This window comes from Vibrio sp. SCP2 (assembly GCF_059295395.1).
The window spans coordinates 137,593-151,706 of sequence record NZ_JCAFVV010000005.1 but is presented as its reverse complement, the minus strand read 5'-3'; the positions used below and the strand labels follow the sequence as shown (position 1 = coordinate 151,706).

General features: G+C 45.2%; 14 protein-coding genes. 9 read left to right on the top strand and 5 right to left on the bottom strand.

The window, feature by feature from the left end:
* The first annotated feature begins 15 nt into the window (after positions 1 to 15).
* The 7 genes from sfsA (at position 16) to panC (ending at position 5,938) form a co-directional block, all read left to right on the top strand.
* The gene (gene sfsA / locus AC5O63_RS15580) at positions 16 to 729 is read left to right on the top strand and encodes a DNA/RNA nuclease SfsA (protein ID WP_171324667.1); all 714 of its coding nucleotides are present in this window, start codon (positions 16 to 18) and stop codon (positions 727 to 729) included.
* Positions 730 to 868: 139 nt separating this feature from the next.
* Positions 869 to 1,315, top strand: a complete 447-nt coding sequence (gene dksA / locus AC5O63_RS15575; protein ID WP_171324669.1) for an RNA polymerase-binding protein DksA — start codon at positions 869 to 871, stop codon at positions 1,313 to 1,315.
* Between the two features lie 70 nt (positions 1,316 to 1,385).
* Positions 1,386 to 2,276, top strand: a complete 891-nt coding sequence (gluQRS, locus tag AC5O63_RS15570) for a tRNA glutamyl-Q(34) synthetase GluQRS (protein ID WP_494505531.1) — start codon at positions 1,386 to 1,388, stop codon at positions 2,274 to 2,276.
* Between the two features lie 81 nt (positions 2,277 to 2,357).
* Positions 2,358 to 3,725 carry a polynucleotide adenylyltransferase PcnB gene (pcnB, locus tag AC5O63_RS15565; RefSeq protein WP_171324673.1) on the top strand — a complete coding sequence of 456 codons (1,368 nt, stop codon included), beginning with the start codon at positions 2,358 to 2,360 and terminating at the stop codon, positions 3,723 to 3,725.
* Positions 3,722 to 4,207 carry a 2-amino-4-hydroxy-6-hydroxymethyldihydropteridine diphosphokinase gene (gene folK / locus AC5O63_RS15560; protein ID WP_494505530.1) on the top strand — a complete coding sequence of 162 codons (486 nt, stop codon included), beginning with the start codon at positions 3,722 to 3,724 and terminating at the stop codon, positions 4,205 to 4,207. Before pcnB ends, folK begins: the two co-directional genes overlap by 4 nt.
* Positions 4,208 to 4,229: 22 nt before the next feature.
* Entirely contained in the window at positions 4,230 to 5,024 is a 795-nt protein-coding gene (gene panB / locus AC5O63_RS15555; RefSeq protein ID WP_069667577.1) for a 3-methyl-2-oxobutanoate hydroxymethyltransferase, read from the top strand.
* Positions 5,025 to 5,035: 11 nt separating this feature from the next.
* On the top strand, positions 5,036 to 5,938 hold the full coding sequence (panC, locus tag AC5O63_RS15550) for a pantoate--beta-alanine ligase (protein WP_494505529.1): 903 nt from the start codon (positions 5,036 to 5,038) through the stop codon (positions 5,936 to 5,938).
* Between the two features lie 203 nt (positions 5,939 to 6,141).
* Here the strand turns inward: panC and AC5O63_RS15545 are convergent, their stop codons facing one another.
* The 3 genes from AC5O63_RS15545 to AC5O63_RS15535 all read right to left on the bottom strand — a co-directional run bounded on the left by AC5O63_RS15545 (position 6,142) and on the right by AC5O63_RS15535 (position 9,670).
* The gene (locus AC5O63_RS15545; RefSeq protein ID WP_004742619.1) at positions 6,142 to 6,912 is read right to left on the bottom strand and encodes an ABC transporter permease; all 771 of its coding nucleotides are present in this window, start codon (positions 6,910 to 6,912) and stop codon (positions 6,142 to 6,144) included.
* A gap of 1 nt (position 6,913) precedes the next feature.
* On the bottom strand, positions 6,914 to 7,831 hold the full coding sequence (locus AC5O63_RS15540) for an ABC transporter ATP-binding protein (protein ID WP_494505585.1): 918 nt from the start codon (positions 7,829 to 7,831) through the stop codon (positions 6,914 to 6,916).
* Positions 7,832 to 7,999: 168 nt separating this feature from the next.
* Positions 8,000 to 9,670, bottom strand: coding sequence for a SulP family inorganic anion transporter (locus AC5O63_RS15535; protein ID WP_494505528.1), 1,671 nt, complete (start codon positions 9,668 to 9,670; stop codon positions 8,000 to 8,002).
* Positions 9,671 to 10,085: 415 nt separating this feature from the next.
* Between AC5O63_RS15535 and can the strand changes: the two genes are divergently transcribed.
* A complete protein-coding gene (gene can, locus AC5O63_RS15530) occupies positions 10,086 to 10,754 on the top strand; it encodes a carbonate dehydratase (protein ID WP_004742616.1) in 669 nt (222 codons plus the stop codon).
* Positions 10,755 to 10,834: 80 nt separating this feature from the next.
* Here can and hpt read toward each other — a convergent pair whose 3' ends face one another.
* Positions 10,835 to 11,365, bottom strand: coding sequence for a hypoxanthine phosphoribosyltransferase (gene hpt, locus AC5O63_RS15525; protein WP_004742615.1), 531 nt, complete (start codon positions 11,363 to 11,365; stop codon positions 10,835 to 10,837).
* 568 nt (positions 11,366 to 11,933) lie between these two features.
* Between hpt and AC5O63_RS15520 the strand changes: the two genes are divergently transcribed.
* The gene (locus AC5O63_RS15520) at positions 11,934 to 12,554 is read left to right on the top strand and encodes a LuxR/HapR/OpaR family quorum-sensing transcriptional regulator (protein ID WP_004742614.1); all 621 of its coding nucleotides are present in this window, start codon (positions 11,934 to 11,936) and stop codon (positions 12,552 to 12,554) included.
* Between the two features lie 128 nt (positions 12,555 to 12,682).
* On the opposite strand, the gene lpdA is transcribed toward AC5O63_RS15520, so the two are convergent.
* Positions 12,683 to 14,110 carry a dihydrolipoyl dehydrogenase gene (lpdA, locus tag AC5O63_RS15515; protein ID WP_004742613.1) on the bottom strand — a complete coding sequence of 476 codons (1,428 nt, stop codon included), beginning with the start codon at positions 14,108 to 14,110 and terminating at the stop codon, positions 12,683 to 12,685.
* Positions 14,111 to 14,114: the final 4 nt, after the last annotated feature.

Below are 14,114 nucleotides of genomic sequence, written 5' to 3'. Positions count from 1 at the left end.
TAAAAACAGTGCTAAATGAAGTTTGAACCATCATTAGAATCAGCCACATTAATTAAACGCTATAAGCGCTTTCTCGCCGACATTACTTTACCGGATGGCAGTGAGCGCACTATCCACTGTGCCAATACAGGTGCAATGACAGGCTGCGCAACGCCAGGAAATAAAGTTTGGTACTCAACGTCGGATAACCCTAAACGCAAGTACCCGAATAGCTGGGAATTATCGGAGACTAGTCAAGGTCATCGCATCTGCATAAATACCGCGCGCGCGAACCAATTAGCTGTGGAAGCGATAGAAGCAGGTGTGATTAGTGAGCTGCAAGGTTATGACCAACTTCAAACTGAAGTGAAGTATGGCAATGAAAATAGCCGGATTGATATCTTGCTCAAATCAGAAAATCAACCAAAATGCTATATAGAGGTTAAAAGCGTCACCTTATTGGATGAGGATTTACAAGGCCAAGGGTATTTCCCAGATGCAGTCACTACTCGTGGACAAAAGCACCTGAGAGAGCTCACAGAAATGGTGCATTCTGGAAGCAGAGCAGTACTTTTATTCACTGTTTTACATTCAGGGATTGAAAAAGTCGCTCCAGCACTCCATATAGACGCCAAATATTCACAATTACTGAAATACGCTCAAGAACAAGGGGTGGAAGTACTGTGCTACAAGGCAGAGCTTTCAAGCGATGAGATTAAACTGGTCAAGTCACTCGAATTTAGCCATTAACGGCAAAAAATGATGTGACCTTCACATTGACAGTAAGTTTAACCTCAAGTATTTGCCTCCAAAGATTCTTTTTGCTATAGATACCCGCCTTAAAAATAACTGCGAGCGCAGTTGACTAGGTGTTAGTAGGAGATGCTGCATGCCAGACTCAAAGAAAAAAGCGCTAGGCATCCTAGCCATTGCAGGGGTTGAGCCATACCAAGAAAAAGCAGGTGAAGAATACATGTCACCTGAGCAGTTGGCTCATTTTACAAAAATTCTATCAGCTTGGCGCAACCAGCTCAGGGAAGAAGTTGACCGCACTGTACACCACATGCAGGACGAGGCAGCAAATTTCCCAGATCCAGTTGACCGTGCTTCTCAAGAAGAAGAATTCAGCTTAGAGCTACGCAACCGTGACCGTGAGCGTCGTCTGATTAAGAAAATCGAAAAGACGCTTAACAAGATTGAAGAAGACGATTTTGGCTTCTGTGAGTCTTGTGGTATCGAGATCGGTATTCGTCGCCTAGAAGCTCGTCCAACCGCTGACCTTTGTATTGACTGTAAGACTCTTGCAGAAATCAAAGAGAAGCAAATGCAGGGTTAATCACTCTTGCAATGACTATTGAAGGGAGCTTTGGCTCCCTTTTTGGTTTGTATCACGGCATAAAAATAGTATGAGTTATATTGGTCGCTTCGCACCATCTCCATCCGGCCCACTGCATTTTGGCTCCTTGATTGCCGCTTTAGGCAGTTATTTCCAAGCGAAAGCAAATCATGGCCAATGGTTGGTCAGAATTGAAGACTTAGATCCACCACGCGAAATGCCTGGTGCCGCTTGTTTAATTTTACAAACCTTAGAAGCATACCGTCTATTTTGGGATGGTGAGGTGGTTTACCAAAGTCAACGACACGACTTATATCAAGCGCAAATTGAGCGTTGGTTAGCAAGCGGACAAGCGTATTACTGCCAGTGCACACGCAAGCAAATTAAAGCGCTTGGTGGTTTCTACTCGGGCACTTGCCGTGACCTTGGCCTCACCAATCATGAGCAGTGCGCAATTCGATTACGCATGACCAAACCGGTTTATGAGTTTGAAGATAAGCGTCATGGCACTTTGCACATCCCAAACGCATTGGCAGATGAAGATTTTATTATAAAGCGCCGCGATGGGTTATTTGCCTATAACCTTGCAGTAGTATTGGATGATATCGAGCAGGGAATTACTGAAGTAGTGCGCGGGGCAGATTTGATTGAGCCGACTGGCAGACAAATCAGCCTTTATCAAATGCTAAATAAAGCCCCTGTAGGCTATTTACATCTTCCGTTAGCACTTGATACAAATGGTCAGAAGTTATCCAAACAAAACCATGCGAAAGCGATTGATAATGAGAACCCAAAACCTGCATTACTTGATGCGATGACGTTCTTAGGGTTTGATATTAAGAAAGAAATTCGACATTCGAGCATAGATGAAATCATTGAGTGGGGGGTACAAAACTGGCACCTAACTCAACTGCCTTCATCGACTGAGATCACACCATTATTCTCAAACCGCTCGCTGTAGGCTATTATTAGCCGCAAATTCGCCCCTAGCGGGCCTAAAAAACTAAACTCAAGCAAAATTGGATTAACCAATTATTGCCAAATGCACATGAATAAAAACGACTATACACCCAGCGAATCTCGAGCAATTACAGAACTCGATTTAAATATTATTACTCGCCAAGAGCATAACATCTCGCGCAAAAAAATCAGTGATAATGCATTGAAGGTGCTATACCGTCTTCATGGTGCAGGCTTCGACGCGTATCTTGTTGGCGGTGGTGTTCGAGACTTATTGCTCGGTCAAGCACCTAAAGACTTTGACATTGCAACCAATGCTACCCCAGAGCAGATCAGACAGCTATTTAAGAACTGCCGTTTGATTGGTCGTCGATTCCGCCTCGCCCACATTATGTTTGGCCGCGACATCATTGAAGTGGCAACATTCCGTGGTCACCACCAAGAACCAAGCAAGAATGTCTCTCAACAGTCAAAAGAAGGCATGCTGTTACGTGATAATGTTTACGGCACCATCGATGAAGACGCAGAACGTCGTGACTTTACCGTCAACGCTATGTATTACAGCATCGGAGACTACTCCATTCACGACTACGCTGGTGGAATTGAAGATCTAGAAGACAAACTGATTCGCTTACTCGGTGACCCTGAAACGCGCTATCGCGAAGACCCAGTGCGCATGCTGCGTGCGATTCGCTTTGCGGTTAAACTCGACTTTGATATTGAAGAAGATACCGCAGAGCCGATTGAAGAGCTTTCGACTTTACTTCAGGACATTCCACCAGCACGTCTTTATGAGGAATCATTAAAGATGCTGCAATCAGGTCATGGTCTAGAAACTTACCACCTGATGCGTGAATACAACTTGTTCCAGCAGTTATTCCCAACAATTTCAGAGTTCTTTACTGAAGATTACTCATCGCAAACCGAGCAGATGCTTGATCTGGTATTAGACTCTACCGATCAGCGCATTGAAGAAGGTAAACGCATTAACCCAGCGTTTATGTTCGCTGCCATGCTGTGGTACCCACTGCAAGAGAAAGCTAACCAGTTAATGGAGAAGCGTAAGCTCTCTTTCTATGACGCGATCATGGAAGCCAGTAACTACGTACTTGATGATCAGGTACGCACCATCGCCATTCCACGTCGCCACACGGCGACGATTCGCGAAATCTGGCAGTTACAGCTTCGTATGCCCCGTCGCAACGGTAAACGCGCTTTCCGCCTAATGGAACTCAACAAATTCCGTGCTGGCTTCGATTTCCTTGAGATGCGTGGTGAGATTGAACAAGGCGATACCGAGCTATTAGCCAAATGGTGGGAAACCTTCCAAAATGCAGGTCGCAATATGCGTCAAGCAATGGTAGCCGACTTAGATTCTTCAGCCGAAGGCCTACCAAAGCAGCGTCGCCGCAAGAACTACCGTAAGAAAAAGCCTAAGGCATCATCATGATCACGGTCTTTATCGCTGTAGGCAGCAATCTTAGCGATCCTGTCTCTCAAGCCAATGCGGCTATTGATGCACTAAAACAACTTCCTAAGTCAGAGTTCGTGCGTAGCTCATCTTTGTACAGCAGTACACCGATGGGCCCTCAAGACCAACCTGACTACATCAATGCCGTGGTTGAAGTAAAAACAGAATTAACGCCACTTGAACTGCTTGATAGCACTCAAGCTATTGAACAAGAGCAAGGGCGCGTCCGTAAAGAAGAGCGTTGGGGTCCAAGAACCTTAGATCTCGATCTTCTGCTTTATGGCAATGAGGTGATGGATTCCGAGCGCCTAGTCGTTCCTCACTACGGAATGAAAGAGCGAGAGTTCGTACTCTACCCGCTCGCAGAAATCGCACCAAATTTAACCCTCCCATGTGGGACCAGACTGGAAGACTTACTCAAAGTCGTTGAGCAAAACGGTCTGCGTATTTGGCAATCATAGCCAACTCCTGTAAGGAAAAATCATGAAAAAAATTTCTATCAACGACCTAATGAAATGGAAGCAAGAAGGTCGTAAATTTGCAACTTCTACCGCTTACGATGCGAGCTTCGCTCAGCTATTCGAAAGCCAAGAGATGCCAGTACTGCTAGTAGGCGACTCGCTAGGTATGGTTCTTCAAGGCGAAACTTCTACGTTACCTGTGACGGTTGAAGAACTTGCTTACCATACTCGCTGTGTTCGTGCCGGTAGCCCTAACTGTTTATTGATGGCTGATATGCCATTTATGAGCTATGCCACACCAGAGCAAGCCTGTGAAAATGCCGCGACTCTGATGCGTGCTGGTGCAAACATGGTAAAAATTGAAGGTGGCGACTGGCTAGTCGACACTGTGAAAATGCTTACAGAGCGCGCGGTACCTGTGTGTGCCCATCTAGGATTGACTCCACAATCGGTAAATATCTTTGGTGGTTTCAAGGTACAAGGTCGCGAGCAAGATAAAGCCGATCGTATGGTTCGTGATGCACTGGCTCTACAAGAAGCAGGCGCACAGATCATTTTGCTTGAATGTGTTCCAAAAGAACTTGCCGCACGCATCACCGAAGTGTGTGATGTGCCAGTGATTGGTATTGGTGCCGGAAATGTCACTGACGGCCAGATCCTAGTTATGCACGATATGTTCGGTATTGCAGCGAACTACATGCCAAAATTCTCGAAAAACTTCCTTGCTGAAACTGGCGACATGCGTAAAGCTGTAGCTAAATACAAGGAAGACGTCGAAAGCGGAGCTTTCCCTGGCGACGCACATACCATCGCGTAAGGATTATAGTCATGCAAACTTTTGCTGAAATTGCCGCTCTTAGAGAGCAGATTAAGCAGTACAAGCGAGATGGACGCAAGGTGGCTTTTGTTCCAACCATGGGCAACCTGCACGAAGGCCACTTAACCTTAGTTCGTAAAGCGCGTGAGCACGCCGACATTGTTGTAGTGAGCATCTTTGTTAACCCAATGCAGTTTGACCGTGCGGACGATCTAAACAACTACCCTCGCACCCTGGAAGATGATCTTGCCAAACTAGGCGGTGAAGGTGTTGAAGTTGTCTTTACTCCGACGCCTGAAATCATCTATCCAAACGGGGTAGAGAATCAAACCTCTGTGGAGGTTCCGGGTCTATCTAACATCCTTGAAGGAGCCTCTCGCCCAGGTCACTTCCGTGGTGTAGCCACCGTAGTGAGCAAGCTTTTCAATATTGTTCAGCCTGATTTCGCTTGTTTTGGTGAGAAAGATTTCCAACAGTTAGCGGTAATTCGCAAAATGACTGAAGACTTGGCTATGGATATCGAAATCATCGGTGTGCCGACAGTGCGTGAAATGGATGGCTTAGCAATGAGCTCACGTAACGGCCTTCTGACCATTGATGAGCGTCAGCGTGCTCCTGTCTTGGCTCGCACTATGCGTTGGATTAGCAGCGCTATGCGAGGCGGGCGCGATGACTACGCATCTGTGATTGAAGATGCCAGTGATCAGCTACGTGCAGCAGGTCTACAACCTGATGAGATCTTTATTCGCGATGCCCGCACCTTGCAAGCGATCACTGCCGATACCACTCAAGCTGTGATTCTAATGTCTGCTTTCCTAGGTAAAGCTCGCCTAATCGATAACCAAGTTGTCGAAATGGTGGTTGAATCGAAAGAAGAAGAAACCGCTGAAGCGCCATCAGAAAGCGCTGAATAGCGAGAAGCAACAGCGAAAAATAAAGGCTTGGTGCATTACACCAAGCCTTTTTCGTTTAGGAACGCTTCGCTCACGGAGACGGGATGCGGGATGATTTTGCCCGTTTTAGAATACATACCATTCCCCCTTCCTCTTCTCGAAGGGCGAAGCCCGTTCTCGATTCTCGCGGGCACAGCCCGATCTCTAGGACGAAGTCCGTTCTACTAGCTACGCAACCCTATTCCGCGAGTCACTAGGTAATGGGCTACCGCATACAAAGCAACCACAAACACGCCCAGCACGCTAAACGAAGTCACAATACCGACATCAGATACGCCTAAGAAACCGTAGCGGAAGGCGTTAACCATATAGACGATAGGGTTGATCTTAGACACACCTTGCCAGAACTCAGGCAACAAGCTAATTGAATAAAACACGCCACCCAAATACGTAAGTGGTGTCAGAACAAAGGTCGGGATGATCGAAATATCATCGAAGGTCTTAGCATACACGGCGTTGATCAAGCCACCGAGTGAGAACACGACCGAGGTCATAAATACCGTCGCAATAATAATGCCCCAGTGATCGACCTGAAGATCAACAAAGAAAAGCGAGACGAAGGTGACGATGGTACCAACAAGCAAACCGCGCACTACGCCACCCATAACAAAGCCAAGAATGATCACATAGTTTGGCACAGGTGCTACAAGCAACTCTTCAATGTTCTTCTGAAATTTGGCACTGAAGAACGACGATGCGACGTTAGAATATGAGTTGGTGATCACCGACATCATAATCAACCCCGGAACGATATACTCCATATAGCTAAAGCCGTTCATCTCACCGATACGCGAGCCGATCAGGCTACCGAAGATAATGAAGTAGAGTGTCATCGTAATCGCAGGCGGAACTAAGGTCTGAACCCAAATACGAGTAAAACGATTGACCTCTTTTGTCAGCAGACTACAAAAGGCTGTCCAATATAATTGATACATCTTATTGCCCTCCTTCTCTAACAATACTGACAAACAGTTCTTCTAAACGGTTTGCTTTGTTACGCATAGACAATACTTGAATACCTTGCTCAGTCAGTTGAGTAAAGATCGCATTCAAACCTTGTGTCTTTTCAATCTCAATCTCCAAAGACCCGTTGATAAATGTCTGGCTGTTGACCCCAGACAACTTCGGCTCTGAGCTACCTTCTGCTAAGTCGAGGATAAAGGTCTCAACATGAAGTTTGCCGAGCAGATCCTTCATCGTGGTGTTTTCAATCAGCTCACCCTTGTTGATGATACCGATGTTACGACACAACATTTCCGCTTCTTCTAGGTAATGGGTGGTTAAGATGATAGTGATACCTTGCTGTGAGTTGATCTCTTTCAAGAACTCCCACATCGAGCGACGCAATTCGATATCAACCCCCGCAGTCGGCTCATCGAGAATAAGCAGTTGTGGTTCATGCATGAGCGCGCGAGCAATCATCAAACGGCGCTTCATACCACCAGAAAGATTTCTTGCACGTTCGCTACGTTTTTCCCAAAGATCGAGCTTAGTTAGATACTTTTTAGCTCTTTCTTTAGCAAGTTGCTTAGGAACGCCGTAATAACCAGCTTGTTGCAGCACAATCTGTTCGACGGTTTCAAACTGGTTAAAGTTAAATTCTTGCGGCACTAAGCCAAGATTTTGCTTAGCTAGCTCTAGAGATTTGTCGATGTCATAGCCAAACACCTTAACTTGACCCGAAGTCTTATTCACTAGCGAAGAGATAACCCCTATGGTGGTCGACTTACCTGCTCCGTTTGGCCCAAGTAAAGCGTAAAAATCCCCTTTGGCGACATTTAAACTAATGCCTTTAAGCGCTTCAAACCCACCCGAATAGGTTTTACGCAACTGCTCGATTTCTAATGCATACATATTATTTACGATTGCCATTGCTACATCTTATTTGTAAATCAGTTTATCGTTGAATAACGATGATTACAATTAAACCTTTCGAATAATTTGGAAATGAATTTTGTCGAGATAAAAAAACGCCACTAGCGTTTCCTCTAGTGGCGTCAGATATCTTATATAACTCGTTGCTTATACAGCTTCTAACTGATGCTCATCGGTATCAACGTGCTTGACTGCTGCTCTAAGCGCTTCGTAACGGAACTTGAAGGTATTGTCTTGAGGAACTAAGTCTATTACGTGGAATTTCTCTAGCTGCTGGCGAGTTTTCTCGTTCGGACACAGCAGGTAAACCTGACAGTTGGCGTCCAGTGCATCTTTAATCGCATTCTCAAGTGCCAAGCCAACCGTCACGTCAATCATAGGCACATCAGTCAGATCTAAGATCATCACTTCATAATCTGAAATGCTGGTATGTTGACGAGATATCGCTTTTGAAACACTGAAGATCATTGGCCCAGAAAGATAGAAGAACAGCACTTTTCCGTTCGCCATATCAAGCAATCCACGCTCGCTATCAGTGAGCGGCACATCATCTTCGTCTGCGTCACTGATGGCTTTAACCTGACGAGCTTGTTCACGACTTAAGCGTTCAATGATGATGATATTTGAGATAAATACACCAAGACCAACCGCTACAATCAAATCAACGAATACCGTCAGCAGCATTACGCCGTACATCACCGCCATACCCGCAAAGCTAACTTTGTGAGCACGTTGGATAAAGCTCCAGTCTAGGATATTAAAACCTACGTACACCGCAATACCGGCTAGTACAGCCATAGGGATCGGTTCTGTTAGCCCACCAGCAACCAGTACCACCAAAGCAAGCATTAACGCACGAACCACGCCAGATAAAGGAGAACGAGCACCGACTTGAATATTAGTTACCGTCCCCATCGTCGCGCCTGCGCCAGGTAAAGCGCCAAATAGACCAGAGATGATATTTGCTACCCCTTGCCCGCGCAGCTCTTTGTCCGAGTCGTGCTCTTTACGCGTCAAAGAGTCACCAATTACCGCCGTCAACAAGGTATCAATACAGCCCAGTGTGCCAAGCACCAAGGCATCAATAACCATCTCGGTAAACATCGCAGCATCGATATGAGGGATCACCAGTGAAGGCAGACCTGCTGGAATTTCACCTATACGGCGAATAGATTCTGTATCGAAGATGATGACCGACAGTAAGGTAACCGCGACTAAAGCGACCAGCTGTGCAGGTACATAGCGGCGATATTTCTTGGGGAAGAAAAACAGAATACCAAGCGTTAGTAAGCCTAAAAACAGCTCGCTAAACTTCATGTTGGCGACAATATCAGGAATCGCTGACAGGGTTCCCATAACGCCACCAGCAGGCGCGGCTTGCCCCAATAGTGGTGATATTTGCAATATAATCAAAATAACGCCAATACCTGACATAAAGCCGGATATCACGCTATATGGCATCAAAGTTACGTATTTTCCTAACTTTAATGTCCCGAGCAAAACTTGAAATGCGCCGGCCATCATGACAACCGTAAAGGTCATCGCCATCCCTGTTTCAGGGTACTTAGCCATCATGCTAGTCAACACAGCAGTCATGATAACCGTCATTGGACCGGTAGGCTCAGAGATTAGTGTGTTTGAGCCACCAAACAGAGCAGCGAACAGGCCTACCATGATCGCGCCCCACAAACCCGCTTCAGCTCCTGCTCCGGAAGCCACACCAAAGGCTAGCGCCAAAGGCAAAGAGATAATAGCCGTGGTGACACCACCAAATAAATCTCCTTTGAGATTCATATCTTCAAAACGACTAACAAACAAAACGTTACTCCATGTCTAACACGTCATAGCCCAAATACGTTTCCGCGACTCGACAGAGAGCGACAGACATTTGATTTGGACCTAGTCACAACGTACTGGTTTTAGGTTATTCTGGTTATTGAGAGTAGTTAAAAAAATAACCTTAGTTTTTGTAGCTAAACATCACGCGAAATGTAATAAATTTGCTGCGAAATGTAGCTAACTCCATCACCTTAACAAATGTTACTTGAAAGAGATAAGTGTTAATTGCATCTCATCACTCATAGGTTATAACCATTAGTTAGGATAGCGACTAAGTTTATGATTTTTGGCGCTCGAACACGTCAGATGAGTACCGTTTTACCCAATTTTGACGGGAAGGGAATTGTAACATTGTGTATAGTGATGCAAGTTTTTATTAAGGGTTGTGAGTAAGATGCCGGAAATTAAACAGTTATTTGAGAACAATTCGAAATGGTCCGAGTCGATCAAGGCAGAACGCCCTGAATACTTTGCCAAATTGGAAGAAGGACAAAGCCCTGGCTTTTTATGGATTGGTTGTTCAGATAGTCGAGTACCTGCAGAACGCTTGACTGGGCTCTACTCTGGCGAGCTGTTTGTTCACCGTAACGTCGCGAACCAAGTTATCCATACCGACCTAAACTGCCTATCAGTCGTGCAGTACGCAGTAGACGTTCTTAAAGTAAAACATGTCATTGTCTGTGGCCACTATGGCTGCGGGGGCGTCAAAGCAGCTATTGATAACCCTCAGCTAGGCTTGATCAACAACTGGTTACTGCATATTCGCGATTTGTATTTCAAGCATCGTGATTACCTCGAAACCATGCCAGAGCAAGATCGCGCGGATAAACTCGGCGAAATCAATGTCGTTGAGCAAGTTTACAACCTTGCTAACTCAACCATTATGCAAAACGCTTGGGAACGTGGACAAGATATTGAAATTCATGGCGTGGTCTATGGCATCGGTGATGGTAAGCTAGAGTACTTAGGCGCTCGTTCTAATTCTCGTGAAAGCGTCGAAAGCTCTTACCAAAAAGCAATGGAAAGCGTCCTAAACCCGCAACACAAGCTTCTGTGTCGTTAAGCAGCTACCTATTCTCTATTCAATAAAAAGCGCCCGCTAAGTTAGCGGGCGTTTTACTGTATCTAGCTTTAAGAGTTGAGTTACTCTTGAGGAACTACTTTACCAATGTAAGGCAAGTGACGGTATTTTTGTGCGTAGTCGATACCGACACCAACAACGAATTCATCTGGAATTTCAAAACCAATCCACTTCACATCAACCGCAACTTCACGACGAGAAGGCTTGTCTAGTAGCGTACAGATTTCAATCGACTTAGGCTCACGAAGGCTCAGAATCTCTTTTACTTTGTTCAGAGTGTTACCTGTATCGATAATGTCTTCGACTAGCAGGACATCTTTGCCTTTAATATCATCATCAAGATCTTTCAAGATGCGAACATCTCGCGAGCTTTCCATTGTATTGCCGTAGCTAGAAGCGGTCATGAAATCCACTTGGTGAGTCAGGTCGATGGCACGCGCTAAGTCAGCCATGAATACAAATGATCCACGCAGAAGCCCCACTAGAACCACATCTTCGCTGCCCTTGTAGTGTTCGCTAATTTGCTTACCTAGCTCTTTAACTCGTTCACTGACTTCCTGCTCAGAAATCATTACTTCTACTGTATGTTTCATACCAATCTCGTTTTTCACGTTAGCTGTATAGAGCGTAGCTAGGGTCTGTTGACCTTTCGCGGTTAAATTTTGTTCGAGATAAAATCGTTTTAGGCGCGGCAAGGGGTGTGTAACCTAGCATTCTAAGTAAATACCCCTTAACAAAGCAAAAAACGATTTTAGCCGAACCCTTCGGGCAGCGTTTGTGGCTCCCTTCTGCTGCGTTATCGGCTTATCAGGTAGGGCAACTACAATTCAAAGCCTCTGCCTTGCATAAAGAACCCACAAACTGCTGCAAAAATCAGCTCGAAAGGTCAACAGACCCTTTAGTCACTCAAGATTTAGGCGCGTAGTTTACCACCAGCATGCGCCAAGGAAAAACGTTTGCCTAAATAATTCATGAAACGCAGGATTATTTCTTATTGATCTTTAGCACGATATTAACAAAAGTGATTATAAAATAGACTGAAACCGTTGACCTTAACTATATGCACCATTACACTCATAGGGCGTCAGCAAATTATAAATTAATAAATAGGGCAAAAAGCCCAAACAAATATAAACAACTCATTTGGCAAGGAAATTAATTATGGACTCAATTGCTAAAAGACCGCGTACGCGTCTTTCACCGCAAAAACGAAAACAGCAACTAATGGAAATCGCACTGGAAGTGTTCGCTCGTCGTGGCATCGGCCGCGGTGGTCATGCTGACATTGCAGAAATTGCGCAAGTTTCTGTTGCAACGGTCTTCAACTACTTCCCAACTCGTGAAGATTTGGTTGATGACGTACTAAACTACGTTGTTCGTCAATTCTCGAACTTCCTATCAGACAATATCGACTTAGATATTCATGCGAAAGAAAACCTAAATAACCTAACTTCAGCAATGGTTGAACTGGTACTTAACGATTGCCACTGGCTTAAAGTGTGGTTCGAATGGAGTGCATCAACTCGTGATGAAGTATGGCCACTGTTTGTTTCAACAAACCGTACTAACCAACTCTTGGTTCAGAATATGTTTGTTAAGGCAATTGAACGTGGTGAGGTATGTGAAGAGCATGAGCCTGCTGAACTAGCAACTCTGTTCCACGGTATCTTCTACTCACTGTTTGTGCAAGCAAACCGTACTCAAGATGAAGACGGCATGAAGAAGCTAACTGAAAGCTACTTAGACATGCTGTGCATCTACAAGCACGCGAAAAACGCGTAACCTAAAAGTCTGACGCACACTAAGACAAAGCCTGCTCAATGAGCAGGCTTTGTTGTATTTAGAAATTGCACAACATAAAAAACCGCTGAGAGAGCTCAGCGGTTTTTGGATTCAGCTAGAAGAATGGATTACTTCTTCTTTTTCGCTTTAGGGTTTGGAAGGTCAGTGATTGTACCTTCAAACACTTCCGCCGCTAGACCTACCGACTCGTGTAGAGTTGGGTGAGCGTGGATTGTTAGTGCGATATCTTCAGCATCACAGCCCATCTCGATAGCTAGACCGATTTCACCAAGTAGTTCACCACCGTTAGTACCAACGATAGCACCACCAATTACACGATGAGTGTCTTTGTCGAAGATGAGCTTAGTCATACCGTCTGCACAGTCAGAAGCGATTGCACGACCTGAAGCTGCCCATGGGAATGTAGCCGTTTCGTAGTTGATGCCTTCCGCTTTTGCTTCTTTCTCAGTCTTACCAACCCATGCCACTTCTGGCTCAGTGTAAGCAATTGAAGGAATAACTTTAGGGTCGAAGTAGTGCTTCTTACCAGCAATAACTTCAGCAGCAACGTGACCTTCATGCACACCTTTGTGAGCAAGCATTGGTTGACCAACGATATCACCGATAGCAAAGATGTGAGGAACATTAGTACGCATTTGCTTATCAACGTTGATGAAACCGCGCTCATCTACTTCTAGACCCGCTTTTTCTGCATCAAGAAGTTGACCGTTTGGTACACGACCGATAGCAACTAGAACAGCATCGTAGCGCTCAGCTTCTGCTGGTGCTTTCTTGCCTTCCATTGAAACGTAGATACCGTCTTCTTTCGCTTCAACTGCTGTTACTTTTGTTTCAAGCATTAGGTTGAACTTGTTCTTGATACGCTTAGTGTAAACCTTCACTATATCTTTATCCGCAGCAGGGATAACTTGGTCGAACATTTCAACAACATCGATTTGAGAACCTAGTGAGTGGTAAACCGTACCCATTTCTAGACCGATGATACCACCACCCATGATTAGAAGTTTTCCAGGAACTTCCTTCAGCTCTAGAGCGTCAGTTGAGTCCCAAATACGTGGGTCTTCATGTGGGATAAATGGTAGTTTGATTGGGCGAGAACCCGCTGCAACGATTGCGTTGTCGAAGTTAACAACAGTTTTGCCTTCTTCGCCTTCCACTTCGATAGTGTTAGGACCAGTGAATTTACCAAAACCGTTAACCACATTAACTTTACGCATCTTAGCCATACCGCCAAGACCGCCAGTTAGTTGGTTAATTACTTTCTCTTTCCACTTACGGATCTTGTCGATATCCGTTTGAGGTTCACCAAATACGATACCGTGGTCAGCAAGTGCTTTTGCTTCTTCGATAACTTTAGATACGTGAAGTAGTGCTTTAGATGGGATACAACCCACGTTTAGACACACACCACCAAGAGTGCTGTAACGCTCGATAAGAACCGTTTCTAGACCTAAGTCTGCACAACGGAAAGCGGCAGAGTAACCAGCAGGACCTGCACCAAGTACTACAACTTGGGCTTTAATTTCTTTGCTCATTTTG